The sequence below is a fragment of the Enterobacter cloacae complex sp. CDL013 genome, assembly GCF_049238805.1.
GTDB classification, from domain to species: Bacteria; Pseudomonadota; Gammaproteobacteria; order Enterobacterales; family Enterobacteriaceae; genus Enterobacter; species Enterobacter hormaechei_C.
Genome location: NZ_JBMKGT010000003.1, coordinates 363,416 through 390,340, shown reverse-complemented (window position 1 = coordinate 390,340; position 26,925 = coordinate 363,416). Strand labels below are relative to the sequence as shown.

Annotated in this window: 24 protein-coding genes and 1 other annotated feature; of the genes, 13 read left to right on the top strand and 11 right to left on the bottom strand. The window is 55.8% G+C overall.

The features are described from left to right. The first annotated feature begins 2 nt into the window (after positions 1 to 2). Positions 3 to 143: a type B 50S ribosomal protein L36 gene (gene ykgO / locus ACOTXD_RS07580; protein ID WP_032608666.1), complete on the top strand. Its 141-nt coding sequence runs from the start codon at positions 3 to 5 to the stop codon at positions 141 to 143. Here ykgO and ACOTXD_RS07575 read toward each other — a convergent pair. Then, on the bottom strand, positions 140 to 850 hold the full coding sequence (locus ACOTXD_RS07575) for a GNAT family N-acetyltransferase (RefSeq protein ID WP_047654115.1): 711 nt from the start codon (positions 848 to 850) through the stop codon (positions 140 to 142). The two genes, ykgO and ACOTXD_RS07575, sit on opposite strands and share 4 nt — an antisense overlap. Before the next feature lie 101 nt (positions 851 to 951). Between ACOTXD_RS07575 and ACOTXD_RS07570 the strand changes: the two genes are divergently transcribed. Then, positions 952 to 2,412 (top strand): PLP-dependent aminotransferase family protein, encoded by a 1,461-nt coding sequence (locus ACOTXD_RS07570; protein WP_047654114.1) that lies wholly within the window; start codon positions 952 to 954, stop codon positions 2,410 to 2,412. On the opposite strand, the gene ACOTXD_RS07565 is transcribed toward ACOTXD_RS07570, so the two are convergent. The 6 genes from ACOTXD_RS07565 to acrA all read right to left on the bottom strand — a co-directional run bounded on the left by ACOTXD_RS07565 (position 2,384) and on the right by acrA (position 9,221). Next, positions 2,384 to 2,851 (bottom strand): YlaC family protein, encoded by a 468-nt coding sequence (locus ACOTXD_RS07565; RefSeq protein ID WP_421766395.1) that lies wholly within the window; start codon positions 2,849 to 2,851, stop codon positions 2,384 to 2,386. The genes ACOTXD_RS07570 and ACOTXD_RS07565 overlap by 29 nt on opposite strands. A 116-nt stretch (positions 2,852 to 2,967) precedes the next feature. Further along, the gene (gene maa / locus ACOTXD_RS07560) at positions 2,968 to 3,519 is read right to left on the bottom strand and encodes a maltose O-acetyltransferase (RefSeq protein ID WP_022650496.1); all 552 of its coding nucleotides are present in this window, start codon (positions 3,517 to 3,519) and stop codon (positions 2,968 to 2,970) included. Between the two features lie 208 nt (positions 3,520 to 3,727). Continuing rightward, positions 3,728 to 3,946 (bottom strand): HHA domain-containing protein, encoded by a 219-nt coding sequence (locus tag ACOTXD_RS07555; RefSeq protein WP_015571250.1) that lies wholly within the window; start codon positions 3,944 to 3,946, stop codon positions 3,728 to 3,730. A gap of 27 nt (positions 3,947 to 3,973) precedes the next feature. After that, a complete protein-coding gene (gene tomB, locus ACOTXD_RS07550) occupies positions 3,974 to 4,348 on the bottom strand; it encodes an Hha toxicity modulator TomB (protein ID WP_006809850.1) in 375 nt (124 codons plus the stop codon). Between the two features lie 510 nt (positions 4,349 to 4,858). Continuing rightward, positions 4,859 to 8,005 (bottom strand): multidrug efflux RND transporter permease subunit AcrB, encoded by a 3,147-nt coding sequence (gene acrB, locus ACOTXD_RS07545; protein WP_022650497.1) that lies wholly within the window; start codon positions 8,003 to 8,005, stop codon positions 4,859 to 4,861. A gap of 22 nt (positions 8,006 to 8,027) precedes the next feature. After that, the gene (acrA, locus tag ACOTXD_RS07540) at positions 8,028 to 9,221 is read right to left on the bottom strand and encodes a multidrug efflux RND transporter periplasmic adaptor subunit AcrA (RefSeq protein WP_058652691.1); all 1,194 of its coding nucleotides are present in this window, start codon (positions 9,219 to 9,221) and stop codon (positions 8,028 to 8,030) included. A gap of 141 nt (positions 9,222 to 9,362) precedes the next feature. Between acrA and acrR the strand changes: the two genes are divergently transcribed. Both acrR and mscK read left to right on the top strand, forming a co-directional pair. Continuing rightward, positions 9,363 to 10,016, top strand: coding sequence for a multidrug efflux transporter transcriptional repressor AcrR (acrR, locus tag ACOTXD_RS07535; protein WP_045337214.1), 654 nt, complete (start codon positions 9,363 to 9,365; stop codon positions 10,014 to 10,016). A gap of 113 nt (positions 10,017 to 10,129) precedes the next feature. Beyond that, positions 10,130 to 13,477: a mechanosensitive channel MscK gene (mscK, locus tag ACOTXD_RS07530; protein WP_061855943.1), complete on the top strand. Its 3,348-nt coding sequence runs from the start codon at positions 10,130 to 10,132 to the stop codon at positions 13,475 to 13,477. 1 nt (position 13,478) lies between these two features. Here mscK and rsmS read toward each other — a convergent pair whose 3' ends face one another. After that, positions 13,479 to 13,655: a pleiotropic regulatory protein RsmS gene (gene rsmS, locus ACOTXD_RS07525; protein WP_421766394.1), complete on the bottom strand. Its 177-nt coding sequence runs from the start codon at positions 13,653 to 13,655 to the stop codon at positions 13,479 to 13,481. Positions 13,656 to 13,667: 12 nt separating this feature from the next. Further along, positions 13,668 to 14,195: a primosomal replication protein N'' gene (gene priC / locus ACOTXD_RS07520; protein ID WP_022650502.1), complete on the bottom strand. Its 528-nt coding sequence runs from the start codon at positions 14,193 to 14,195 to the stop codon at positions 13,668 to 13,670. A gap of 50 nt (positions 14,196 to 14,245) precedes the next feature. Between priC and ACOTXD_RS07515 the strand changes: the two genes are divergently transcribed. From ACOTXD_RS07515 to ACOTXD_RS07475, 9 genes are all read left to right on the top strand, one after another. Further along, positions 14,246 to 14,623, top strand: coding sequence for a DUF454 family protein (locus ACOTXD_RS07515; protein ID WP_022650503.1), 378 nt, complete (start codon positions 14,246 to 14,248; stop codon positions 14,621 to 14,623). 151 nt (positions 14,624 to 14,774) lie between these two features. Further along, positions 14,775 to 15,326 carry an adenine phosphoribosyltransferase gene (gene apt, locus ACOTXD_RS07510; protein WP_000127359.1) on the top strand — a complete coding sequence of 184 codons (552 nt, stop codon included), beginning with the start codon at positions 14,775 to 14,777 and terminating at the stop codon, positions 15,324 to 15,326. Between the two features lie 88 nt (positions 15,327 to 15,414). After that, positions 15,415 to 17,343, top strand: a complete 1,929-nt coding sequence (dnaX, locus tag ACOTXD_RS07505; protein WP_061855941.1) for a DNA polymerase III subunit gamma/tau — start codon at positions 15,415 to 15,417, stop codon at positions 17,341 to 17,343. Further along, positions 16,673 to 16,737 (top strand) — a sequence feature (DnaX frameshifting element). (Overlaps the previous gene by 65 nt.) 53 nt (positions 17,344 to 17,396) lie before the next feature. Further along, complete coding sequence (locus ACOTXD_RS07500; protein WP_003858972.1) at positions 17,397 to 17,729, top strand: YbaB/EbfC family nucleoid-associated protein; 333 nt, start codon at positions 17,397 to 17,399, stop codon at positions 17,727 to 17,729. Then, positions 17,729 to 18,334 carry a recombination mediator RecR gene (gene recR / locus ACOTXD_RS07495; RefSeq protein WP_006809843.1) on the top strand — a complete coding sequence of 202 codons (606 nt, stop codon included), beginning with the start codon at positions 17,729 to 17,731 and terminating at the stop codon, positions 18,332 to 18,334. Before ACOTXD_RS07500 ends, recR begins: the two co-directional genes overlap by 1 nt. Positions 18,335 to 18,444: 110 nt before the next feature. Continuing rightward, on the top strand, positions 18,445 to 20,319 hold the full coding sequence (htpG, locus tag ACOTXD_RS07490) for a molecular chaperone HtpG (RefSeq protein WP_047654111.1): 1,875 nt from the start codon (positions 18,445 to 18,447) through the stop codon (positions 20,317 to 20,319). Positions 20,320 to 20,514: 195 nt separating this feature from the next. Further along, positions 20,515 to 21,159, top strand: coding sequence for an adenylate kinase (adk, locus tag ACOTXD_RS07485; protein ID WP_006809841.1), 645 nt, complete (start codon positions 20,515 to 20,517; stop codon positions 21,157 to 21,159). A gap of 124 nt (positions 21,160 to 21,283) precedes the next feature. Continuing rightward, positions 21,284 to 22,246, top strand: a complete 963-nt coding sequence (hemH, locus tag ACOTXD_RS07480; protein WP_003858963.1) for a ferrochelatase — start codon at positions 21,284 to 21,286, stop codon at positions 22,244 to 22,246. 62 nt (positions 22,247 to 22,308) lie between these two features. Next, on the top strand, positions 22,309 to 23,613 hold the full coding sequence (locus ACOTXD_RS07475; protein ID WP_022650506.1) for an inosine/guanosine kinase: 1,305 nt from the start codon (positions 22,309 to 22,311) through the stop codon (positions 23,611 to 23,613). Between the two features lie 93 nt (positions 23,614 to 23,706). Here ACOTXD_RS07475 and ybaL read toward each other — a convergent pair whose 3' ends face one another. Continuing rightward, positions 23,707 to 25,383: a YbaL family putative K(+) efflux transporter gene (gene ybaL, locus ACOTXD_RS07470; protein ID WP_022650507.1), complete on the bottom strand. Its 1,677-nt coding sequence runs from the start codon at positions 25,381 to 25,383 to the stop codon at positions 23,707 to 23,709. Between the two features lie 232 nt (positions 25,384 to 25,615). Then, positions 25,616 to 26,836 carry an MFS transporter gene (locus ACOTXD_RS07465; RefSeq protein ID WP_015571242.1) on the bottom strand — a complete coding sequence of 407 codons (1,221 nt, stop codon included), beginning with the start codon at positions 26,834 to 26,836 and terminating at the stop codon, positions 25,616 to 25,618. Between the last annotated feature and the right edge of the window lie 89 nt (positions 26,837 to 26,925).

Below are 26,925 nucleotides of genomic sequence, written 5' to 3'. Positions count from 1 at the left end.
TCATGCAGGTGCTTAACTCATTGCGCAGTGCAAAACAGCGTCACCCGGATTGCCAGATAGTCAAACGCAAGGGACGCTTATACGTGATTTGCAAATCTAACCCGCGCTTTAAGGCGGTGCAGGGGCGTAAAAAAAGGGGCTAGACGCGCGTTTCTCGCCAGCTTTCCAGGGATCTTTTCTGTTTGCCGTCGGCAGTAAAATTGTCGGTGGCAAGCCAGCTTTCAAAGGCGCTCGCCAGCGCTGGCCACTCTTTGTCGAGAATTGAAAACCAGTCGGTGTCCCGGTTTCGGCCTTTAATGACCAGCGCCTGGCGAAAACGCCCTTCAAACTGAAAGCCAAGACGCAGGGCCGCTTTGCGGGAGGGTTCGTTCAGGCTATTGCACTTCCATTCATAACGCCGGTAGCCCAGGGTATCGAACACGTACCGCATCAGCAGATACTGCGCTTCTGTCGACATGGGCGTGCGGCTTAACAGTGACGAGAAGTGAACATGTCCCACTTCCACGACGCCGTTTTTAGGATCGATCCGCATCAGGGACAGCGTCCCGACAGGAGACTGGGTCTGGTTATCGATAACGGTAAAGTGGATGGGATCGGCTAATTCGCTTACGCTCGCCACCCATTCGGCAAACTCCTCTGCGGAGGCATCGGGCTCACGCAGCAGCCACGTCCAGCTTCGGGTATCTCCGGCCACGGAATACGCAGAGAACAACGCGTGGGCATGCTCCATGCGCAGCGGCTCAAGCCGACAATAGCGACCCTGAAGTACCACCCGGGACGGGTGCGGCCGAGGCTGCCAGTCGATAAGACTTTCCCCTACAGGTTGACCAAACTCATTGAATGTATTCATCTTTATTTCCATGATGTTAAGAAGATCTCCAGATTAATGAATTGCTGGTTCCTTAAAAAGAACCACCAGGTTATGTTTTTCTGGTACCACGAGGAGGAATGATGAATATACCGGGTGATGAGCTATATACCTTGCTCCATGCTGCGCTGAAAAAACGTGGGACAGAGACGCTCCAGCGCGCGCTCTATCTTGCTTTGCGGGAGGCCATACTGTGCGGAAGGCTTCGTTCCGGCAGCCATTTGCCCGGCTCACGAACGCTGGCGCATCAGATCTCGGTGTCCCGAAATACCGTCAACGCGGCGCTGGACCAGCTCACGCTCGAAGGTTATTTGCTGCGTAGCCGCCAGGGCACGCGGGTGGGGCAATTCACTCCTCGTACGATTGCCCGGACATTACCGGACCCGGACGTCAGGCTGACAAAACGTGTCGCCCGGCTGCCCGCGCCTGTGCCGCGTGACACTCCGGTGATGGCGTTTACGCCGGGAACGCCTGCCATCAACTATTTCCCCTTGCCGCTGTGGCGGCGGTTGTACGATCGCGTCCTGCGCGAGGAGGGAAGCGCCCTGTTAGGGTATGGCGACCCTGCCGGCGAGCCGTCGCTACGGGCCGCCATTGCCCGCCATCTTGCGCTCTCCCGCGGCATTGACTGTGACGCCAGCCAGATAGTGATAACCGAAGGGGCGCTGGAGGGCGTCAATCTGTGCACAATGCTGTTAAGCGAGCCGGGGGATGTCGCCTGGGTGGAAAATCCCGGCTATAGCGGCGCCAAAAGCGCTTTTGTCAAAACCGGCCTGGCGATGACCGGCATACCGGTGGATGACGAAGGGATGTGCTGGGAAGGGATGTGTGCGCCTTCACCCACGCTGATTTTTACCTCGCCATCGCATCAGTTCCCTTACGGAAGCGTACTCAGCGCGCGGCGGCGTCTGGCGCTGCTGGAACTGGCCCGGCAGCACAACGCGTGGATCATTGAGGACGATTACGACAGCGAATTCCGTTATACCGGTGAGCCCGTCCCGGCGATGCTGGGTATGGTCAACAACGCGCCCGTTGTGTATCTGGGGACGTTCAGCAAAACGCTGTTTCCGTCGCTCCGAATGGGGTTCATGGTGTTACCGCCAGCGCTGGCGAAGGCGGCACGTCCCGCCATCGGCTCGCTGCTGCGCGGCGGGCATCGCGCTGAACAGCGCACCCTGGCGCTGTTTATTGAGGAAGGCCACTATGCGCGACATCTTGCCGCCATGCGCCGACTTTATCGTAAGCGATACCGCCAACTGCGAGAGGTGCTAAGCGCAGAGCTTCATACGCCGCACCGTGTTCTTGCCGGAGAAGGAGGGATGCACCTGGCGCTGGCGATTGACGGTATCGACGACCAGCGGCTGGTGGAGCAGGCAAGAGCGTTTCAGCTGGCACCCGCTGCGCTGAGCGGATATTACCTTGAGACGAAGCAGGGGCAAACCGGTCTGGTTTTAGGTTACGGCAATACCTCTGCCTCGCAGTTTGCGCCGGGTATCCGACGTCTTCAGGCGTTAATTACGCAGCAGTGGGGCGGGAAAGGGTAAAGACATCATAAAAAGAGAGCTGGCCCTTGGTGGTGACCATTTTCTGCAACTTCTCTTTTTGCCCGGTTTCGACAGCCGGCGAGTGCAGGATGCTGTCGATCAGCTCCTTCGGCACGTAACGCGTGTTGTACCATTCCCCGTTGTAGCACACGCGGAAATCGAGTACGTCGATATCTTCATACCGGTAACGCGGATTGACGTCGAAAAAGAAAAACGCGTTAAACACCACGAACAGCACTACCAGCAGCCAGACGGAATCGACCAGCGTTTCAGATTTCAGCATGACGATAAGCGTTGCCAGCCAGGCGGCGTACATGGCGACGAACAACCCGGGGTGTTTGCGAATAAAGCTGATGCTAAAGCGCGGGCGATTGTCGCGCTTTTCACGAGTATTGAGATCGTCGATGGTAGCGGTAAGCAGGCGCTGTATCTCTGTCATTTTTTGCCTTTATGATTGTTGAAAATACAGGTGATCTGCTTATTTTATGAGAGGGGTTTACGCGATGAAAGTAACAGTTATGCCAGGAAAAAGCATAACAGTTACTCAGGATGCGCTTAGAGCATTTTAATGATTTTCGCCGGATTGCCGCCCACGACAGCATTGGCCGGCACGTCTTTGGTCACTACCGCGCCGGAAGCGATAACCGCATTATCGCCAATGGTTACGCCCGGGTTAATGATCGCACGTCCGCCGATCCAGACGTTATCACCAATGGTGACCGGTTTACCGTACTCCAGCCCGCTGTTACGTTCGGTCGCATCCAGAGGATGCGTGGCCGTATAAATGTGCACCCCCGGCGCAAGCATACAGTTATCGCCAATGCGGACAGGGCAGACATCCAGCATGACGCAGTCAAAGTTGGCATAAAAATTTTTGCCCAGATAGATGTTATACCCGTAGTCGCAGCGGAAGCTCGGTTCTATATAGGCGCCTTCGCTTTGACCCAGCAGGTCAGCTAATAAGGCGCGACGTTCGGCCTTCTCATCGGGTGCGGTATGGTTATAGCGGTGAACAAGATGACGCGCGCGTAAACGGTCAGCCCTCAGCGTGTCATCGCCAGGGCGGTAATATTCACCTGCAATCATCTTCTGTTTTTCTTCACTCATGGGAACCTCTCTGGAATCGTTTTACGCAGCGTAAAGAGGATTAACCAGAAAGGGAACGTTCCCTAAAAGCGGCTGTGACGGGAGTCACAACATTTATGCGCATAAATACGTTTTATACGGGAACCTGGCGTTTGCACTTGAAGCGTAATTCGAAAGGTAAATTCAGCTTAACAACGGGCGTAATGCCTTTACAGTCTCTTTTCAACGATTAACGAACAAATTTCCATACCGAAGAGGGGATCTTGTCATACAGTTTATTCATGGTTAGTTCAGCCAGACGATGGTCGGCAGCTGAATAAAATACCGCCAGTTCATTATCAGAGAGCTCGTATTTATTTTTTTCAATAACACGTTCGAGGGTGTCAATTGACTGGCAGCGTCGCAGGCGCATCAAATAATCGACTTTTGTTAATGGTTTATCAGACATAAATTCACCTTAGTAATTGTAATAATTTTAACAGGAAAGACTAACCGGATTAGCTCTGCTGACATTAGTGAAGCAGCGAAATAGGCGGTTTCCTGATTTACGCCATTTCTGCAAATCCTGTGCGTTAATGCCGTAGCTGCTGAACAACATAAAGGTGTCGTCCAGGTATTCATCAATTTGCTCTATCAACTTATTATCTTCATTGTACTTAATTTTATAATTAAGTGCGAAGGTGGCGATATGCTCGATCAGCTCGTTAAGCTGTAAATTGATAGCAGACGTTGGATCGTTCACCCAGCCATGGTTACTTTCTTCAAGATTGGCAAGGCAGTCATGGTACAAGGATTCGCAGAGAAATTTCAACTGCGCGATATCATGCCTTTTTGGCGAGTACTCGTCCATAGCGCATCCCCTTCTGAGTGATTTTTTACTCACTGAACATCATGTCGGGATGGATACAACTTGCTTAGCCACATGGGAGCTGTGTTCCTGATAACTCTAACTATAAGCCACTCTGATCAAGATTTCACCGCGCTATTACGAAAAATTACAATTAAATCGTTACTGTGCGAGCCTTTACGCAAATGTACCTTTTGCAGCAACCACGTTAATCAAATAAAAAACCGTTTTTTATCGGTTCCTTAAAATTCATTGAGTTAGCGCAAAGTTTCATGTGAAGTCCGAAACCAGATATCTTCAGATAATTTCCGTTACTTAGGAATAGTCCGAATAATTTACGCCGCAAAATGATAATAAAAGAAGGCTGTGTTCCTGGTGTAAGTTATCGGCCTATTATGCCAGGCCTCATTTAAAAAGAAGAAAATAAATAGAAAAGCAATAGGTCTATTTTATGATTTTTTCTGAAAATGAAAAAGGCCGCAAATGCGGCCTTTTTATCATGTGAAACCGGTATCAGTGATGTTCTACCGAATGATTGTGCTCAACATCTTCATTTTTGCGGCTGAAGCGGCGACGAACCACCACGAAGAACACCGGTACGAAGAAGATGGCGAGAACGGTCGCCGTGACCATACCACCCATTACACCCGTACCTACCGCGTTCTGTGCGCCGGAGCCCGCGCCGGAGCTGATAACCAGCGGCATAACGCCGAGGATAAACGCGAGGGACGTCATCAGGATTGGACGCAAACGCATACGAACGGCTTCCAGCGTGGCTTCAATCAGGCCTTTTCCTTCTTTCTCCATCAGATCTTTGGCGAATTCGACGATGAGTATCGCGTTCTTCGCCGACAAGCCAATGGTTGTCAGCAGGCCCACCTGGAAGTAAACGTCGTTGGTCAGCCCACGGAAGGTCGCGGCAAGCAGTGCACCGATAACCCCCAGCGGAACCACCAGCATAACGGAGAACGGAATCGACCAGCTCTCATACAATGCCGCCAGACACAGGAACACCACAATCAGTGAAATGGCGTACAGGGCAGGGGCCTGGTTACCGGACAGACGTTCCTGATAGGACATGCCGGTCCAGTCGTAGCCGATACCCGCAGGTAGTTTGCTGGCCAGTTCTTCCATCAGGTTCATGGCTTCACCGGTGCTTCGGCCTGGCGCTGCCTGACCGAGGATTTCCATCGATGGCAAGCCGTTATAACGCTCCAGACGCGGCGAACCGTATTCCCAGCGCGAGGTTGAGAAGGCGGAGAACGGCACCATCTGGCCATCGCTACCGCGAACGTACCAGTTGTTGATATCGTTCGGCAGCATGCGGTACTGCGCTTCGGACATGACGTACACTTTCTTCACGCGACCACGGTCGATGAAGTCGTTAACGTAGCTACCGCCCCAGGCGGCGCCCAGCGTGGTATTAATGTCACTGATGGAAACACCCAGCGCCTGCGCTTTTTCCTGGTCGATATCGATCTTGTACTGCGGCGTATCTTCCAGACCGTTAGGACGTACGCCCACCAGCAGGTCAGGGTGTTTTGCCACCTCGCCAAACAGCTGGTTACGCGCCTGCGTCAGTTTTTCGTGGCCCAGACCGCCCTGGTCAATCAGCTGGAAGTCGAAGCCGGTCGCCGTACCCAGTTCAACAATCGCTGGCAGGTTAAAGGCAAAGACCATCGCATCTTTAATCTGTGAGAAGGTGCCCATCGCGCGGCCGGTAATGGCTTCTACCTTGTTCTCTGCACCTGGACGTTCAGACCAGTCTTTCAGAGAAACGAAGGCGATACCGGTGTTCTGACCACGACCCGCGAAGCCAAAGCCGTTAACCGCAAACACGGATTCGACGTTGTCTTTCTCTTTGGTCAGGAAGTAGTCGGTCATCTCATCCAGCACTTTCTGCGTACGCTCTTGCGTCGCACCGGCCGGAAGCTGCGCCATACTCAGGAACACGCCCTGGTCTTCATCTGGCAGGAACGAGCTTGGCAGACGAACAAACAGGAAAGCCATCCCCACCACGATGATGATATAGAGCAGCAGGTAACGACCGGTGCTGCGCAGGATGTTACCCACGCTGTCGGTGTAGTGGTGCGTGCTCTTATCAAACATGCGGTTGAACCAGCCGAAGAACCCTTTATGCTCGCCGTGTCCGCCTTTCTGAATCGGCTTCAGCATCGTCGCGCACAGGGCTGGCGTCAGGATCAGCGCAACCAGTACCGACAGCGCCATCGCCGAAACGATGGTGATGGAGAACTGACGGTAAATCGCACCGGTAGAGCCGCCAAAGAAGGCCATCGGGATAAACACCGCGGACAGTACCATCGCGATACCGACCAGCGCGCCCTGGATCTGGCCCATAGATTTACGGGTTGCTTCCTTCGGCGGCAGGCCTTCTTCCGCCATCACACGCTCGACGTTTTCGACCACCACGATGGCGTCATCCACCAGCAGGCCGATGGCGAGCACCATCCCGAACATCGTCAGGGTGTTTATCGAGTAGCCAAATATCGCCAGAACCGCGAAGGTCCCAAGCAATACAACCGGTACGGCGATGGTTGGGATCAGCGTCGCGCGGAAGTTTTGCAGGAACAGGTACATTACCAGGAAGACGAGGATGATCGCCTCAACCAGGGTTTTTACCACTTCGTGAATCGAAATTTTTACGAACGGCGTAGTGTCATACGGATAAACGATTTTCAGACCTGACGGGAAGAACGGTTCCATCTTCTTCAGCTCTGCACGAATAGCCGTCGCGGTGTCCAGGGCGTTAGCGCCGGTCGCCAGTTTGATACCCAGACCAGATGCCGGCTTGCCGTTGAACTTCGCGATAACGTCGTAGTTCTCGCCGCCCAGCTCCACTTTCGCTACGTCACGCAGGCGAACCTGCGAACCGTCCTGATTCACTTTCAGCAGAATTTTGCTGAACTCATCCGCGGAGGTCAGACGGGTTTGCGCGATGATCGAGGCGTTAAGCTGCTGGCCCTTGACCGGCGGCGTACCGCCTAACTGACCGGCTGCCACCTGGGCGTTCTGCGCTTTGATGGCGTTAATCACGTCAACCGGCGTCAGCTGGAAGTTGTTCAGTTTATTCGGATCCATCCAGATACGCATGGCGTACTGGGAACCAAACAGCTGAACGTCACCCACACCTGACGTACGGCTGATGGCGTCCTTCATGTTGGCGCCCACGTAGTCGGAAATATCCTCCTGCGTCATGGTGCCGTTGGTGTTGATCACGCCGACAACCATCAGGAAGCTACTGGACGATTTCTCGACGCTCACGCCCTGCTGTTGTACTTCCTGCGGCAGCAGAGGCATCGCCAGCTGCAATTTGTTCTGCACCTGAACCTGCGCAATGTCCGCATCCGTACCGGATTCAAAGGTCAGGGTGATCTGAACCGTACCGGTTGAGTCACTGTTTGAGGACATGTACATCAGGTTATCGATACCGTTCATGTTCTGTTCGATAACCTGCGTAACGGTATCCTGCACCGTTTTCGCATCAGCGCCCGGGTAGGTTGCGGAGATCGTTACTGCCGGTGGCGCAATCGTTGGATATTGCGCAACAGGCAGCTTCAGGATCGCAAGTCCCCCGGCCAGCATGATGATAATGGCGATCACCCACGCAAATATGGGGCGATCGATAAAGAAATTAGGCATGTCTTAACGGCTCCTGTTTAAGTTAAGACTTGGTTTGTTCTGACTGGCCAGCGGCCGACGCTTGTTGTTTGTCGTCAGATTTCACTTCCTGCGCTTTGACCTGCGCGCCAGGACGAACTTTTTGCAAACCAGTAATAATCACGCGATCGCCATCTTTCAGACCTTCCGTCACCAGCCACTTGTCGCCAATCGCCTGCGTTGCAGTGATATTGCGCATTTCGACTTTGTTATCGGCACCCACAACCAGCGCGCTCGCATCGCCGCGTGGCGTACGGGTCACACCCTGCTGAGGAACCAGAATGGCGCTTGGGTTAGTCCCTTCCTCAAGACGGGCGCGTACGAACATACCCGGCAGCAGGGTTTTATCCGGATTCGGGAAAATGGCCCGGATGGTGATTGAGCCGGTGGTCTGATCGACGGTCACATCAGAAAATTCCAGTGTACCGGTCTGCGAGAACTCGATACCGTCGTTGGTAACCAGTTCAACCTTGGCTTTACCGTTTTCCTGTTTCAGTTGACCGCTTGCCAGCTCCTGTTTGAGACGCAGGAAATCGTTGCTGGACTGGGTAACGTCAACATAGATCGGGTCAAGCTGCTGCACGGTGGCCAGTGCGTTGGTCTGACCGTTTTGCACCAGTGCACCTTCGGTGACGGCAGATTTACCAATGCGACCGCTGATAGGGGAGGTCACTTTGGTGTAGGCCAGGTTAATACGCGCGGTTTCTACCGCCGCTTTCGCCGCCACAACGGCCGCGTTGGCTTGCTGCGCATCGGCCAGGGCTGAATCATAATCCTGTTGGCTGATGTACTGCGTGCCGAGCAGCTTCTTGTAACGATTCAACGTCAGCTGCGAAATTTTGGCTGCCGCTTCTGCTTTCGCCAGATCGCCTTTAGCGCTCTCATAAGACGCCTGGTAGGTTGCTGGATCAATCTGATACAGAGACTCACCTGCCTTGACATCACCGCCTTCGGTGAAGTTACGTTTCAGGATGATACCGCTTACCTGCGGACGCACTTCCGCAATGCGATAGGCGCTGGTGCGGCCCGGTAGTTCTGTTGTCATCTGGAGAGGTTCGGATTTGAGCGTCACGACGCCAACTTCTGGCACCTGCTGAGCTTCTTGTTGAGCCTCTTTGTCGTCACATCCTGTAAGCGCTAAGCTGCCTGAGAGCATCAGAACGACCGCCAGAGGCGTTAACCCTCTGTTTTTGTTCATATGTAAACCTCGAGTGTCCGATTTCAAATTGATCAAGGGTCCTGAGTCTAAAAACCCATTGCTGCGTTTATATTATCGTCATGCTATGGTACATACATTCATAAATGTATGTAAATCTGACTCCTGTAAATTCATCAACGTATGGCACGAAAAACCAAACAACAAGCGCTGGAAACCCGACAACACATTCTGGATGTGGCAATGCGTTTGTTCTCACAGCAGGGTGTTTCGGCAACCTCGCTGGCACAGATTGCTCAGGCCGCGGGCGTCACGCGGGGAGCGATTTACTGGCATTTCAAAGACAAGTCCGATCTGTTTGGTGAAATCTGGGAGCTTTCAGAGTCCAGCATTAGCGATCTTGAGAGTGAGTATCGGGCAAAATTCCCTCACGATCCACTCTCTGTGTTAAGAGAAATTCTAGTATATATCCTTGAAGCGACAGTTGTTGAAGAGCGCCGCCGTCTGATGATGGAAATCATCTTCCATAAATGTGAGTTCGTTGGCGAAATGGCGGTGGTTCAGCAGGCGCAACGCGACCTGTGTCTGGAAAGCTACGATCGCATCGAACAGGTCCTCACGGAGTGCATGCAGGCCAAAATGCTTCCTGCCACCTTACTCACCCGCCGGGCGGCGATCCTGATGCGCAGCTATATTTCCGGCCTGATGGAAAACTGGCTTTTTGCTCCGGAGTCGTTCGATCTCAGATCAGAGGCGCGCAGCTATGTCGACATTTTTCTTGAGATGTGCCAGCTCTGTCCGACCCTTCAAAGTAAGCATCACCCCCGTTCTGCCTGATCGGGTACGGGAAAAATCGTAGACCCTTTCCGTCGTACTATTCTGCTTCAGCCGGGCGTGATATCCTTCATGCCCGACTATTTCCGGTCATTTCTCACATCACATTCACAACTATGCTGCACACCAATCGCTCGCAACATCCTGTTCTGGCCCTGTTTTTGATCCTGCTGTTTTACTTTGCAGCCGCGCCGCTTTCCTGGGCCCGTGCAGACAACGGCAGTGACATTCCCACGCGTGCTGATGTTCAGGCGCAACTCGACACCCTGAATAAGCAGAAAGATCTGTCCGCCCTGGAAAAACTTGTTCAGCAGGACCTGACGGAAACCCTGGAAACGCTGGACAAGATAGAGCGCATCAAAGCCGAAACGGCCCAGCTGAGGCAGAAGGTCGCTCAGGCGCCGGAAAACATGCGTAAGGCTACGGAGGCGCTGAATGCGCTCAGCGACGTCGACAACGACGATGAAACCCGAAAAACGCTTGCCACGCTGTCGTTGCGCCAGCTTGAGTCGCGCGTGGCGCAGCTGCTGGACGATCTGCAAACGGCGCAGTCCGATCTCTCAACCTATAACAGCCAGCTGGTTTCGCTGCAAACCCAGCCTGAGCGCGTGCAGAACGCCATGTACTCCGCATCGCAACAGCTACAGCAGATACGTAACCGTCTGAATGGCGTCACCGTTGGGGAAGGGGCGCTTCGCCCCACCCAGCAAACGCTGCTGAATATCCAGCAGACGCTGCTAAACGCGGAGATTGAACAGCAGCGTAAGAGCCTGGAAGGCAACACGGTGCTACAGGATGCGCTGCAAAAACAGCGTGACTACGTGACCGCGAATATCAACCGGCTTGAGCATCAGCTTCAGCTGTTGCAGGAAGCGGTAAATAGCAAGCGCCTGACCCTGACTGAAAAAACGGCCCAGGAAGCGGTCTCGCCAGACGAGACGGCGCGTATTCAGGCCAACCCGCTGGTGAAGCAGGAGCTGGAGATTAACCACCAGCTGAGCGAACGTCTGATCCAGGCGACTGAAAACGGCAGCGCGCTGGTACAGCAGAATATCAAGGTCAAAAACTGGCTGGATCGCGCGTTGCAGGCCGAGCGTAATGTCAAGGAGCAGATTGCCGTCCTGAAGGGCAGCCTGCTGCTGTCGCGCATTCTCTACCAGCAACAGCAGACGCTGCCGTCCGCCGACGAGCTGGAAGACATGACCAATCGCATTGCGGATTTGCGTCTTGAACAGTTTGACGTCAACCAGCAGCGCGATGCGCTATTCCAGAGCGATACCTTCGTTGCCAAAGTGGAAGAGGGCCATTCAGGTGAAGTGAACGCTGAAGTTCACGACGCGCTGTTGCAGGTGGTGGACATGCGCCGCGAACTGCTCGATCAGCTCAACAAGCAGCTGGGCAACCAGTTGATGATGGCGATTAACCTGCAAATCAACCAGCAGCAGCTGGTGAGCGTTTCTAAAAGCCTCCAGGAGATCCTGACCCAGCAGATTTTCTGGGTGAACAGCAATAAACCCATGGACTGGGACTGGTTTAAATCTTTCCCGGAAACGCTGAAATCCCAGATAAAAAGCATGAAAATTACCGTGAACTGGGAGAAAGCCTGGCCTGCGGTAATGATTGCCTTCCTGGCGGGACTGCCTTTGTTGCTCATCGCTGGCGTAATACGCTGGCGTTTGAAATGGCTGAAACAGTACCAGGCGAAGCTGGCCTCGGAAGTGGGGCAACTGCGTAACGACAGCCAGCTGCACACCCCGAAAGCGATCCTGATCGATCTGATCCGTGCTCTGCCGGTCTGCCTGTTGATACTCGCCGTGGGCCTGATCCTGCTGACCATGCAGTTGAATATCAGCGATCTGCTGTGGGCGTTCAGCAAGAAGCTGGCGCTGTTCTGGCTGGTGTTTGGCCTGTGCTGGAAAGTGCTGGAAAAAGATGGCGTCGCCGTCCGCCACTTCAACATGCCGGAAAAACTCACCAGCCACTGGCGTCGCCAGATTGTACGCATCAGCCTCGCGCTGCTGCCGCTGCACTTCTGGTCAGTTGTGGCCGAGCTTTCGCCGCTGCATCTGATGGATGACGTACTGGGGCAACTGGTGATTATGCTGAACCTGCTGCTGATTGCCGTCCTTATGTGGCCGATGTGCCGCGACAGCTGGCGGGATAAAGAGTCCCATAATCTTCGTCTGGTTACCGTAACGGTGCTGGCGATCATTCCGCTGGCGCTGATGGTGCTGACGACGACGGGTTACTTCTATACCACGCTGCGTCTGTCAGGCCGCTGGATCGAAACGGTTTATCTGGTGATTGTGTGGAACCTGCTGTTCCAGACCGTGCTGCGTGGTTTGAGCGTAGCGGCGCGCCGCATTGCGTATCGTCGTGCTGTTGCCCGTCGGCAGCATCAGGTGAAAGAGGGGGCTGAAGGGGCAGAGCCGCAGGAAGAGCCGACTATCGCCCTGGAGCAGGTCAACCAGCAAACGATGCGTATTACCATGCTGGTGATGATCGCCCTGTTTGCGGTGATGTTCTGGGCCATCTGGTCTGATTTAATTACCGTCTTCGCCTACCTCGACAGTATCACGCTCTGGCAATACAACGGTACCGAAGCGGGCGCTGCGGTAATGAAAAGCGTCACCATGGGCAGCCTGCTCTTTGCGCTGGTGTCGTCAGTGGTTGCCTGGGCGTTGATCCGCAACCTGCCGGGTCTGCTGGAAGTGCTGGTTCTCTCAAGACTGAACCTGCGTCAGGGGGCGTCGTACGCCATTACCACCATCCTGAACTACGTCATTATTATTGTCGGGGCGATGACGGTATTCGGCTCGCTGGGCGTCTCGTGGGATAAACTCCAGTGGCTGGCGGCAGCGTTGTCGGTGGGTCTCGGCTTCGGCTTGCAGGAGATCTTCGGTAACTTTGTCTCTGGCCTGATTATCCTGTTCGAACGTCCGGTGCGTATCGGCGATACCGTCACCATCGGCACCTTCTCCGGGACCGTCAGCAAGATCCGCATCCGTGCGACCACCATTACCGACTTCGATCGTAAAGAGGTGATCATCCCGAACAAAGCCTTTGTGACCGAGCGCCTGATCAACTGGTCGCTCTCGGATACCACCACCCGCGTGGTGATCCGACTCGGGGTGGCCTACGGTTCAGATCTGGATAAAGTGAAAGAGGTCCTGCTGGAAGCCGCGAAATCACATCCTAAAGTGATGCACGATCCTGCGCCTGACGTGTTCTTCACCACCTTCGGGCCAAGCACGCTGGATCATGAGCTGCGCCTGTACGTACGCGAACTGCGCGATCGCAGCTACACCGTCGATGAGCTGAACCGCACCATTGACCGTCTGTGTCGTGAAAACAACATTAATATCGCCTTCAACCAGCTTGAAGTGCATCTGCGTAACGAGAAAGGTGACGAGCATACGGAAGTGAAGCGCGAAATTAAGGGGGACGACCCGACTCCTGCCTGAATTATTTCCCTCTCCCCTCTGGGGAGTGGGGTGGGGGGGGGGCAAGTTTCCCCTCAAAATCCCGCCGCACAATCTCCAGCGCTTTCAGCACCGTCTCAGCCGGGATCGCATGATTCTCCAGCAGCATAATTAAATCGACGGCCAGTTTGACCTCATCGGGGGCTTTTTCCAGTGACATCCACGGCTCCTGTTAACGGGTCAGGCGTTCAATGACGCGTTCAATCTCATCCAGCGCCTGACGGCAGCGGACGATGCGGCCTTCCAGCGCGCTGATTTCACGCATTAATAACTGCTGCTCTTCCAGCGTTTCGCTGGTGTTCAGGCGGGCTTCGCGCTCACGCTTCATCTCAAACAGACGGCGCTCAAACTCCTGGTTCTCCAGCCGCTTGCGCTGCCATTTTCCCAGTCCCGGCGAGGCGCTGTCCCACGCCCGTAGCGGCCAGGCGGCGATTTCCCGGTGCAGGGCGGTGATCTGCTCGGTAAGATGCTCCGCAAGCCACGCGACCTGTTCCTGCTGTTCACTCTCAACCGCGTGGCGAAGCTCGTCGAGGTTGGTCTGCGCTTCAGCAAGGTAATCCTGAATGACGGTGCTGCGGGTGCGGAAGAGCTGCCGATCAAAGCGCGGTTTCAGCGTGGCGTGGCCCATCAGCGGTGTGGCCTGCGCCCGCAGCGCGATCAGCTGATTTTGCAGCCTCTCAAGAAGCAGTGCTGTTTTCAAGGCGCTCTCCAGTGGTAAAGTAGCCGTTCAGTTTGATAACGATTCGCATTATGCAGCGTACTATTTTAATCATCATTGGCTGGCTCGCGGTAGTGCTGGGTACGCTGGGTGTGGTTTTGCCCTTGCTGCCGACCACCCCGTTTATCCTGTTGGCCGCCTGGTGCTTCGCCCGCTCGTCGCCGCGTTTTCACCACTGGCTCCTGTACCGTTCGTGGTTTGGCGGCTACCTGCGGCACTGGCAAAAACACCGGGCCATGCCGCCCGGGGCCAAGCCGCGCGCCATTGCCTTCATCCTGATCACCTTCGCCGTCTCGTTATGGCTGGTGAAAATGATGTGGGTGCGCATTCTGCTGCTGGCGATCCTGGCCTGCCTGCTGATCTTTATGTGGCGGATCCCCGTGGTTGATGAAAAGCAACAAAAGCACTGAAGCCTCATCATGGCGGTTGCAATTATGGCGCACAGCCAGTAAATTCGACCGTTTTCGAGCACAGGTGCGCCTGGTCAAAGGTTAAACAACTGTTACTTTGACCGACTCGTCGCGCGCCGTGAGTAACACTGTTTCATTTAGGCACAAACCGATGACCGCAACTGCACAGCAGCTTGAATATCTGAAAAATAGCATCAAAAGTATCCAGGACTATCCAAAACCTGGCATTCTTTTCCGCGATGTCACCAGCTTGCTGGAAGACCCGAAAGCGTACGCCCTCAGCATTGAACTGCTGGTTGAGCGTTATAAAAACGCCGGGATCACCAAAGTAGTAGGTACTGAAGCCCGTGGCTTCCTGTTTGGCGCACCGGTTGCGCTGGCGATGGGCGTGGGTTTTGTGCCGGTGCGTAAGCCGCGCAAACTGCCGCGTGAAACCATTGCTGAGAGCTATGAGCTGGAATACGGCACCGATCAGCTGGAAATTCACGTTGATGCTATCAAGCCAGGCGACAAAGTGCTGGTGGTGGACGATCTGCTGGCAACCGGCGGCACCATCGAAGCGACCGTGAAGCTGATCCGTCGTCTGGGCGGGGAAGTGACCGACGCGGCATTCATCATCAACCTGTTCGATCTCGGCGGCGAGCAGCGTCTGGAAAAACAGGGTATTACCAGCTACAGCCTGGTGCCATTCCCGGGACATTAATCCCATATCTCACAACCTCGCTCAATGGGTGAGGTTGTGATAGCATTCCCCTCCATTAATTCACCTTCCAGCGTTGCAGAGCCTGCCCATGAGTTATCAGGTGTTAGCCCGTAAATGGCGACCACAAACCTTTGCTGACGTTGTCGGTCAGGAACATGTGCTGACGGCCCTGGCGAACGGCTTGTCGCTAGGTCGCATCCATCACGCCTATCTTTTTTCCGGCACCCGCGGCGTCGGTAAAACCTCTATTGCCCGTCTGCTGGCAAAAGGTCTGAACTGCGAAACCGGGATCACCGCCACCCCGTGCGGCGTGTGCGACAACTGTCGTGAGATCGAGCAGGGGCGTTTTGTCGATCTGATTGAGATCGACGCCGCCTCGCGCACCAAAGTGGAAGACACCCGCGATCTGCTCGACAACGTGCAGTACGCCCCGGCGCGCGGCCGCTTCAAGGTCTATCTGATCGATGAAGTGCACATGCTGTCGCGCCACAGCTTCAACGCCCTGCTGAAAACGCTGGAAGAGCCGCCTGCGCATGTCAAATTCCTGCTGGCGACCACCGATCCGCAAAAGCTGCCGGTCACGATCCTCTCACGCTGCCTGCAATTCCATCTGAAGGCGCTCGACGTTGAGCAGATCCGCGCTCAGCTTGAGCATATTCTCGATGAAGAGAACATTGTTCATGAACCGCGCGCGCTGCAACTGCTGGCCCGTGCGGCGGACGGCAGCCTGCGCGATGCGCTAAGCCTGACCGACCAGGCGATTGCCAGCGGTGACGGTAAACTCTCCACCGACGCGGTCAGCACCATGCTCGGCACGCTGGATGACGATCAGGCGCTGTCGCTTATTGAAGCGATGATCGCCGCCAACGGTGAGCGGGTGATGACGCTCGTCAACGATGCCGCCGCCCGTGGCATTGAATGGGAAGCGCTGCTGGTCGAGATGCTCAGCCTGCTGCACCGCGTGGCGATGCTGCAACTGTCTCCGTCGGCCATTGGCGCGGACATGGCGACCATTGAACAGCGGATGCGTGAACTTGCGCGCACCGTGCCGCCGGCTGACGTTCAGCTTTATTATCAGACGCTGCTGATCGGCCGCAAAGAGCTGCCGTTTGCACCGGATCGCCGGATGGGCGTTGAAATGACGATGCTGCGCGCACTGGCCTTCCATCCGCGCAAGCCATTGCCGGAGCCGGAAACGCCCCGGCAGTCCTTTGCGCCGGTTGCGCCGACCGCGGTAATGTCACCGCAGCAGGTGCCACCGCAACCGGCATCTCCGCCGCCGCAAAACGTGCCGCTGTCGGATGCCACCAGTTCGGTGCTTGCCGCACGAAGCCAGTTGCAACGTGCGCAGGGAGCAACCAAACCAAAAAAGAGTGAACCGGCAGCGCCTGCAAGAGCGCGGCCGGTGAACAACGCCGCGCTTGAACGACTGGCCTCGGTAACGGAGCGCGTGCAATCGCGTCCGGCACCGTCCGCGCTCGAGCAAAAAGCCCCGGCGAAAGAAGAGGCATACCGCTGGAAGGCGACTACCGTTGTTGAAACGGTCAAGGAAGTGGTCGCCACGCCAAAAGCGCTGAAAAAGGCGCTGGAGCATGAAAAAACGCCGGAGCTGTCCGCGAAGCTTGCGGAAGAGTCCATCGAGCGCGACGCCTGGGCCGCCGAGGTCAGCAAACTCCAGCTGCCGAAGCTGGTTGAGCAGGTCGCGCTGAACGCCTGGAAAGAGCAGGACGGTAATCAGGTGCGTCTGCACCTGCGCCCTGGGCAGCGGCACCTCAACTCCCCTGGCGCGCAAAAGGCGCTGGCCGAGGCGCTTACCGCATTACAGGGTGTGCCGGTTGAATTGACTATCATTGAAGATGATAATCCGGCGGTTAAAACGCCGCTCGAGTGGCGTCAGGCCATTTATGAAGAGAAGCTCGCGCAGGCGCGCGAGGCGATAATTGCGGATAACAACATCCAGACCTTGCGCCGGTTCTTCGACGCCGATCTGGATGAAGAGAGTATTCGCCCCATTTGATCGTGAGTCTGACTTACGGTTGTAATCCTTAACGTGAAAGAAGAGAGAAGCCTATGTTTGGTGGAAAAGGCGGTCTGGGTGGCCTGATGAAGCAGGCTCAGCAGATGCAGGAAAAAATGCAGAAGATGCAGGAAGAGATCGCTCAGCTGGAAGTCACGGGTGAATCCGGTGCCGGTCTGGTCAAGGTGACCATCAACGGTGCGCATAACTGCCGTCGCGTGGAAATCGACCCGAGCCTGCTCGAAGACGACAAAGAGATGCTGGAAGATCTGGTTGCAGCCGCGTTTAACGATGCCGCTCGCCGTATCGACGAAACCCAGAAAGAGAAAATGGCCTCTGTTTCCAGCGGTATGCAACTGCCGCCGGGCTTTAAGATGCCATTCTGATGCAAACCAGTCCGCTGCTCACGCAGTTAATGGAAGCACTGCGCTGCCTGCCGGGCGTTGGCCCGAAGTCGGCGCAGCGTATGGCGTTTACGCTATTGCAGCGCGACCGCAGCGGCGGGATGCGCCTGGCGCAGGCTCTGACCCGCGCCATGTCAGAAATTGGCCACTGTGCGGATTGCCGGACCTTTACCGAGCAGGACGTATGCAACATCTGCACGAACCCGCGTCGTCAGGAAAACGGTCAGATTTGCGTGGTGGAGAGTCCGGCGGACATCTACGCCATCGAACAAACCGGGCAGTTTTCCGGCCGCTATTTTGTGCTGATGGGGCATCTCTCCCCGCTGGACGGCATCGGCCCGGACGATATCGGTCTCGATCGTCTGGAGCAGCGCCTGGAGTCGGAAACCATCAAAGAGGTGATCCTCGCCACCAACCCCACGGTGGAAGGGGAGGCAACCGCCAACTACATCGCCGAACTGTGCGCGCAGTACGGCGTTGACGCCAGCCGCATCGCCCACGGCGTGCCGGTCGGCGGTGAGCTGGAGATGGTCGACGGCACCACGCTGTCGCACTCGCTGGCCGGACGTCACAAGATTATTTTCTGACCAAACGGAGGCTGCGCGCGCGGCCTCCGCTTGAAAATTTCCCCCCTTATCCCCATCTCTCACTCAACGTTTTACAACCCCATTAAATGGCATTGTTGAGGTCGACTTAGATGAAAGGACAAGAAACCCGTGGTTTCCAGTCAGAAGTAAAACAGCTTCTGCACCTGATGATCCATTCCCTGTATTCCAACAAAGAAATTTTCCTGCGTGAGCTGATTTCCAACGCCTCCGATGCGGCGGACAAGCTGCGCTTCCGCGCGCTGTCTAACCCGGATCTGTATGAAGGCGACGGCGAACTGCGCGTGCGCGTCTCGTTCAATAAAGAGAACCGCACCCTGACGATTGCCGATAACGGCATCGGGATGAACCGCGACGAGGTGATCGACCACCTCGGGACCATCGCCAAATCCGGCACCAAAGCGTTCCTTGAGTCCATGGGCTCTGACCAGGCGAAAGACAGCCAGCTGATTGGTCAGTTCGGCGTAGGCTTCTACTCGGCGTTCATCGTGGCGGACAAAGTCACCGTGCGCACTCGCGCCGCGGGCGACAGCGCCGAGAACGGCGTGCTGTGGGAATCCAAAGGGGAAGGCGAGTACACCGTTGATGACATCACCAAAGCGGATCGCGGCACCGAAATCACCCTGCACCTGCGTGAAGGCGAAGACGATTTCCTGAACGACTGGCGCGTACGCTCCATCATCAGCAAGTATTCCGACCACATCGCGCTGCCGGTTGAGATTGAAAAACAGGAAGAGAAAGACGGCGAAACCGTGGTTTCCTGGGAGAAAATCAACAAGGCGCAGGCGCTGTGGACGCGTAACAAAGCTGAAATTAAAGACGACGAGTACAACGAATTCTACAAGCACATCGCCCACGACTTTACCGACCCGCTGACCTGGAGCCACAACCGTGTGGAAGGTAAGCAGGAGTACACCAGCCTGCTGTACATCCCGGCACAGGCGCCGTGGGACATGTGGAACCGCGATCGCAAGCATGGCCTGAAGCTGTACGTGCAGCGCGTGTTCATCATGGACGACGCCGAGCAGTTCATGCCGAACTATCTGCGCTTTGTGCGCGGCCTGATTGATTCCAACGACCTGCCGCTGAACGTCTCGCGTGAAATCCTTCAGGACAGCACCGTCACCCGTAACCTGCGTAACGCCCTGACCAAACGTGCGTTGCAGATGCTGGAAAAACTGGCGAAGGACGATGCGGAAAAATACCAGACCTTCTGGAAACAGTTTGGCCTGGTGCTGAAAGAAGGTCCGGCGGAAGACACCGCGAATGTGGAAGCTATCGCTAAACTGCTGCGCTTCGCCTCTACGCACAACGACTCCTCCGCCCAGACCGTGTCGCTGGAAGAGTACGTCTCCCGCATGAAAGAAGGGCAGGAGAAGATCTACTACATCACCGCCGACAGCTATGCGGCAGCGAACAGCAGCCCGCACCTGGAGCTGCTGCGTAAGAAAGGCATCGAAGTGCTGCTGCTGTCTGACCGCATCGACGAGTGGATGATGAACTACCTGACCGAGTTCGACGGTAAATCCTTCCAGTCCGTTGCCAAAGCCGACGAGTCTATCGATAAGCTGGCGGATGAAGTGGACGAAAGCGCGAAAGAAGCCGAGAAGGCGCTGGAGCCGTTCATTGAGCGCGTGAAAACCCTGCTGGGTGACCGCGTGAAAGAGGTGCGCTTCACGCACCGTCTGACCGATACGCCTGCCATTGTCACCACCGATGCGGACGAAATGAGCACCCAGATGGCGAAGCTGTTCGCTGCGGCGGGCCAGGCCGTGCCGGAAGTGAAATATATCTTTGAGCTTAATCCGGATCACCCGCTGGTGAAACGCGCGGCGGATACCCAGGACGACGCCCGCTTTGCGGAGTGGGTTGAACTGCTGCTGGATCAGTCCCTGCTGGCCGAGCGCGGTACGCTGGAAGATCCTAACCTGTTCATTAAACGTGTGAATGCGCTGCTGCTGGCGTAACTGACCACGTCTCCCCTGGTCTTCTCCCTCTCCCCGTGGGAGAGGGCCGGGGTGAGGGCACCAGACCGCACTCTCCCAAATTATCTCCCCTCATTAACCGTTTCAGCCTCCCCGCCTTCCTTGAGCGATACCCGTTCTGGTGGTATTGTTTAGCGCTTTTGAAAAATTGAATCGACATTTGAGGGGATTTTCGCAATGCGTATTATTCTGCTTGGCGCTCCGGGCGCGGGTAAGGGAACTCAGGCTCAGTTCATCATGGAGAAATACGGTATTCCGCAAATCTCTACTGGTGACATGCTGCGTGCCGCTGTTAAATCTGGCTCCGAGCTGGGCAAACAAGCTAAAGACATCATGGACGCAGGCAAGCTGGTGACCGACGAACTGGTTATCGCGCTGGTAAAAGAGCGCATTGCTCAGGAAGACTGCCGCAATGGTTTCCTGCTGGACGGCTTCCCGCGCACCATTCCTCAGGCTGACGCCATGAAAGAAGCGGGCATCAACGTGGATTACGTGCTGGAGTTCGACGTACCGGACGAGCTGATCGTTGACCGTATCGTTGGCCGTCGCGTACACGCTGCTTCTGGCCGCGTTTACCACATTAAATTCAACCCACCTAAGGTTGAAGGCAAAGACGACGTGACCGGCGAAGAGCTGACCACCCGTAAAGACGATCAGGAAGAAACCGTGCGTAAACGCCTGGTGGAATACCATCAGATGACCGCACCGCTGATCGGCTACTACACCAAAGAAGCGCAGGCGGGTAACACCAAATACGCGAAAGTGGACGGCACCAAAGCCGTGGCTGACGTACGTGCAGAGCTGGAAAAAATTCTCGGCTAAGCGCACCTCTCTCACCCGGAGCCCCGGGTGAGAAAAATTCTCATCTTACCTATTGCAGCAATGGGTTTCGTTTAAACGCATTTCCGCTACAATTGACAGCCTATCAAATGGTTAAGAGGCGTGAATGAGTCAGGCGAAAACCGGCATCCTGCTTGCCAATCTGGGCACCCCAGAAGCACCTACTCCAGCGGCGGTAAAACGCTACCTGCGACAATTTTTAAGCGACACGCGCGTCGTGGATACCCCAAGACTGCTGTGGTGGCCACTGCTGCGTGGCGTCATTCTGCCGATTCGTTCCCCGCGTGTGGCAAAGCTCTATCAGTCCGTGTGGATGGAAGAGGGCTCGCCGCTGATGGTGTACAGCCGTCGTCAGGAGAAGGCGCTGGCCGCCCGCCTGCCGGACATGCCCGTTGCGCTCGGCATGAGCTACGGTAAGCCGTCCCTGGAAAGCGCCGTTGACTCTCTGCTGGCGCAGGGCGTTGAACACATTGTGGTGCTGGCTCTATATCCGCAGTATTCGTGCTCCACGGTAGCTGCCGTCTGGGACGAACTGGGGCGCATTCTGGCGACCCGCCGCCGTATACCGGGTATCACCTTTATCCGCGACTACGCCGATAACGAGCTGTACATTCAGGCGCTTGCCAGCAGCGTGCGCGCGTCGTTTGAAAAACACGGCGAGCCGGATCTGCTGCTGCTCTCCTATCACGGTATTCCGCAGCGTTTCGCGAACGAAGGGGACGATTACCCCCAGCGTTGCCGCGATACCACCCGCGAGCTGGTCTCCGCCCTCGGCCTGCCGCCTGAGAAGGTGATGATGACCTTCCAGTCGCGCTTCGGCCGTGAACCTTGGCTGACCCCGTATACTGATGAAACGCTAAAAATGCTGGGCGAGAAGGGCGTGAAGCACATTCAGGTGATGTCGCCGGGCTTCTCGGCGGACTGTCTGGAAACGCTGGAAGAAATTGCCGTCCAGAACAAAGAGTTCTTTATGGAGGCGGGCGGAACGAAATACGAATATATTCCTGCGCTTAACGACTCCCCTGAACACATCGACATGATGGTGTCACTGGTCACCACCCGCCGCTGATCGCGTTACGGGCCGGGTTTGTGCTACCATTCCCGGCCCGTATTCTTTGCACAGTTCAGACCATGAAATTTCCCGGTAAACGTAAGTCCAAACACTATTTCCCCGTCGATGCCCGCGATCCGCTGTTACAGCAAATTCAGCAGGAAAGCGAAACCAGCGCTGCCTGGGTGGTCGGTATCGATCAGACGCTGGTGGACATTGAAGCCAAAGTGGATGATGCGTTTGTCGCACGTTACGGTCTGAGCGCCGGGCACTCGCTGGTGATTGAGGATGACGTTGCTGAAGCGCTGTATCAGGAGCTGGTGCGCGAAAATCTTATCACCCACCAGTTTGCCGGCGGCACTATCGGCAACACCATGCACAACTACTCCGTACTGGCAGACGACCGCTCAGTGCTGCTTGGCGTGATGTGCAGCAATATCGAAATCGGTGGCTACGCCTACCGCTACCTGTGCAATACCTCCAGCCGCACCGATCTGAACTATTTACAGGGCGTTGACGGGCCGATTGGCCGCTGCTTTACGCTGATAAGCGATTCCGGCGAGCGTACCTTTGCCATCAGCCCCGGCCATATGAATAAGCTGCGCGCTGAAAGTATCCCGGAAGAGGTGATCGCGGGCGCGTCTGCGCTGGTACTGACCTCCTATCTGGTGCGCTGCAAGCCGGGCGAACCAATGCCGGACGCAACCATGAAGGCAATTGAGTACGCGAAGAAATACAACGTGCCTGTGGTTCTGACGCTGGGCACCAAATTCGTCATTGCCGACAACCCGGAGTGGTGGCAGGCCTTCCTGAAAGAACACGTCTCGATTCTGGCGATGAATGAAGAAGAAGCCGAAGCGCTGACCGGCGAAAGCGATCCGCTGCTGGCGTCTGATAAGGCGCTGGACTGGGTGGACCTGGTGCTCTGCACCGCCGGGCCGGTCGGGCTGTACATGGCGGGCTTCACGGAAGAAGAGAGCAAGCGTAAAACCCAGCACCCGCTGCTGCCGGGCGCAATCGCCGAATTTAACCAGTATGAGTTCAGCCGCGCTATGCGTCATAAAGACTGCATCAACCCGCTGCGTATCTTCTCTCACATCGCACCGTATATGGGTGGCCCTGAGAAGATCATGAACACTAACGGCGCGGGCGACGGCGCGCTGGCCGCGCTGCTGCACGACATTACCGCCAACGCCTACCACAAAACCAACGTGCCGAATTCCAGCAAACATACCTTCGACTGGCTGACCTATTCCTCGCTGGCGCAGGTGTGTAAGTACGCGAACCGCGTGAGTTATCAGGTGCTGAACCAGCATTCTCCGCGCTTAACGCGGGGGCTGCCGGAACGGGAAGACAGCCTCGAAGAGGCTTATTGGGACAGGTAAAAGTAAAACGGCAACCTGTGGTTGCCGTTTTTAGTGTTTGTTCCCTCTCCCTGCGGGAGAGGGTCAGGGTGAGGGCATCAGGCAGCACAAAACTTACCCCGTTACTGCCTCTTCAACCGGCGGTTTCGTCAGCATTGTCAGCATCGTATTCGCAATCTCACGCTCACCCATCACCACCTGATTCGCGCCGCGCTCGGTGATGTACTCCACTTCGTCATCATAATGGGCGCGGGCAATGATTTCGATATGCGGGCATTTTTCACGGGCTGTGGCGACAATTTCACCAGCCTCGTAACCGTTCGGGATAGTGAGCAGCAGCCAGCGAGCGCAGTCCAGATGCGCCAGATTCATAATCTCTTCGTTAGCCGCGTTGCCCAGCACCGCGCGGATGCCGCGCTCGCGAAGTTCGTCGACGCGGGTGCGTGACGTTTCAATCACTACAAGTGGAATGCCCTGAGCCATCAGTTTTTCACCCAGCAGGCTGCCGACGCGGCCAAAACCGACCAGCAGCGCGTGGTTGCAGATATCCACCGGGATCTGTTTCTCTTCTTCTGTCGCCTCTTCCAGCGTCAGCTCTTCGAGGGTTTCGGTCTTCTCGAGATATTTCTCCAGCAGGGCAAACAATACCGGGTTCAACATGATGGAGAGGATCGCCCCCGCCAGCACCAGATTTTGCCCCGCCTGTGGCAGCAGGTTCAGGGCCATCCCCAGACCGGCAAGAATAAAGGCGAACTCGCCAATCTGCGCCAGGCTGGCGGCGATGGTCAGCGCCGTGCGCGGCGAGTGACCGAACATCCGCACCAGGAAGAAGGCGGCAACGGACTTACCAAAGATGATGATTGCCAGCGTACCCAGCACGGCCAGCGGCTGCTGGATGAGGATCAACGGGTCGAACAGCATCCCGACGGAGACGAAGAACAGCACCGCGAATGCATCACGTAGCGGCAGGGTATCGTGCGCGGCGCGGTGGCTCAGCTCGGACTCGTTCAGCACCATCCCGGCGAAGAACGCGCCCAGCGCAAAGGAGACGTCAAACAGCTCGACGGCGCCAAAGGCAATGCCCAGCGCCAGCGCAAGGACTGAAAGCGTGAACAGTTCACGCGAGCCCGTGGCGGCGCTGCGGGACATTATCCACGGCACCAGACGGCGGCCCACCAGCATCATGATGGCGATAAACGCCACAACCTTACCGATGGTAATGCTCATATCCAGCGCCAGCGAGGCGAAGCCGATATTCTCTTTTTCCATCATCCCGGCGACGGCGGGCAGCAGAACCAGCGTCAACACCATTACCAGATCTTCAACAATCAGCCAGCCTATCGCGATTTGCCCGCGCTGGCTGTCTATCAGCTGCCTCTCTTCAAGCGCGCGCAGCAGCACCACGGTACTGGCGGTTGAAAGACACAGCCCAAATACGATACCGGTCATGATTGACCAGCCCAGCACCGCCGAAAGCGCCATGCCCAGCAGCGTCGCCACCCCTATCTGGGCGATCGCTCCCGGTATGGCGATCGACTTTACCGCCATCAGATCCTTCAGGGAAAAATGCAGCCCGACGCCAAACATCAGCAGGATCACGCCTAATTCCGCCAGCTCAGGCGCCAGTTTGGTATCTGCGACAAAACCCGGCGTAAAGGGCCCTGCCAGCACGCCCGCCAGCAAATAGCCTACCAGGGGCGAAATACGCAGTTTATTGGCAATCATGCCGAGAATAAAAGCGAGCACAAGTCCACCAACAATGGTGGTGATAAGCGGTGTGGCGTGGTGCATTCCGTCTCCTTTTGCGATGGGTGATCCATTTTTGGTGCAAATACCAAAAAGCCGATTAATAGTTTATGACAATTTTTACGCTTATGTTTATGAATAATTGTTGAAAACACAATAAAAAGGCAATAAGCATGAAAAAAGGCAGATTTTGATAAATTTGCTGAGGGGAGGGAGAGGAAAGCCTTATGGCATCAGGTTATCCGGCTGCCAAAGTTTAACTTTGGCAGCCGTGAAGTTACGCTTTATGACGGTTGTCAGGCAGGAATATGGTCAACATCCCCAGAAGTGGCAGGAAAGCGCAGATTTTATAGACCAGGAAGATGCTGGTGTGGTCGGCAACCATCCCTAAAACGGCTGCGCCAAGGCCGCCCATGCCAAAGGCAAAACCGAAAAAGAGGCCGGAAACCATACCGATACGTCCCGGCAGCAGCTCCTGCGCGTAGACCAGGATGGCTGAAAATGCCGATGCGAGAATAAAACCAATAATCACCGTCAATATTCCGGTCCATTCCAGCGTTGCGTAGGGTAAAACAAGCGTAAACGGTGCAACGCCGAGGATAGAGCCCCAAATCACATATTTACGTCCGATTTTATCCCCCACAGGGCCGCCAATCACCGTGCCTGCCGCCACCGCAAACAGGAAAGCAAAGAGGTGGAACTGGGCGTTTTGTACCGATAATCCGAATTTTTGCATCAGATAGAAGGTGTAATAGCTGCTGATGCTCGCCATATAAAAATATTTCGAGAAAATCAGCACCAGCAGCACGCTGACGGCAAGGATCACCTTATTGCGCGGAAGGGGGTTGGTTATCTTCGCGGCAGGTTTTCCCTTATTTACGCGATGCTGCGCGGCATACCAGCGGCTGATTTGCGCCAGGACGACAATCGCCAGCAGCGCGGCCAGCACAAACCACGCCACGTTGCCTTTACCGTAGGGCGCGATAATCACCGCCGCCAGCAGGGGACCGAGGGAGCTACCAAAGTTCCCCCCCACCTGGAACAGAGATTGCGCCAGCCCGTGGCGTCCGCCGGAGGCCATACGCGCCACGCGGGACGATTCCGGATGGAACACCGATGAACCGGTTCCCACCAGCGCCGCGGCAACCAGTACCGCCTCAAAGCTGCCCGCCATGGCCAGCAGCACCAGCCCGCTCAGGGTGAAGCACATCCCAATGGGCAGCGACCATGGCATCGGGTATTTGTCCGTCCAATAGCCCACCACCGGCTGTAGCAGCGAAGAGGCCAGCTGGAAGGTCAGGGTGATCATCCCGATCTGCACGAAGGTTAATGAGAACTCAGACTGCAACAGCGGGTAGATCGCCAGAATCAGCGACTGGATCATGTCGTTGAGCAGATGAGAGAGACTGATTGCGCCTAATACTTTAAAGGAAGTGCGCGATTTCGGCGGCGACGCCGGAGCGCCCTGGACGGGCTGGGTTGATTCACTGATTGCCATAAATACCACGTCGATTTGTTATTAGAGATGCAGGGAGTAATTATTATCCGACTAACATACCCGTCCGTGACATTTGAAGAAAGTCGCAA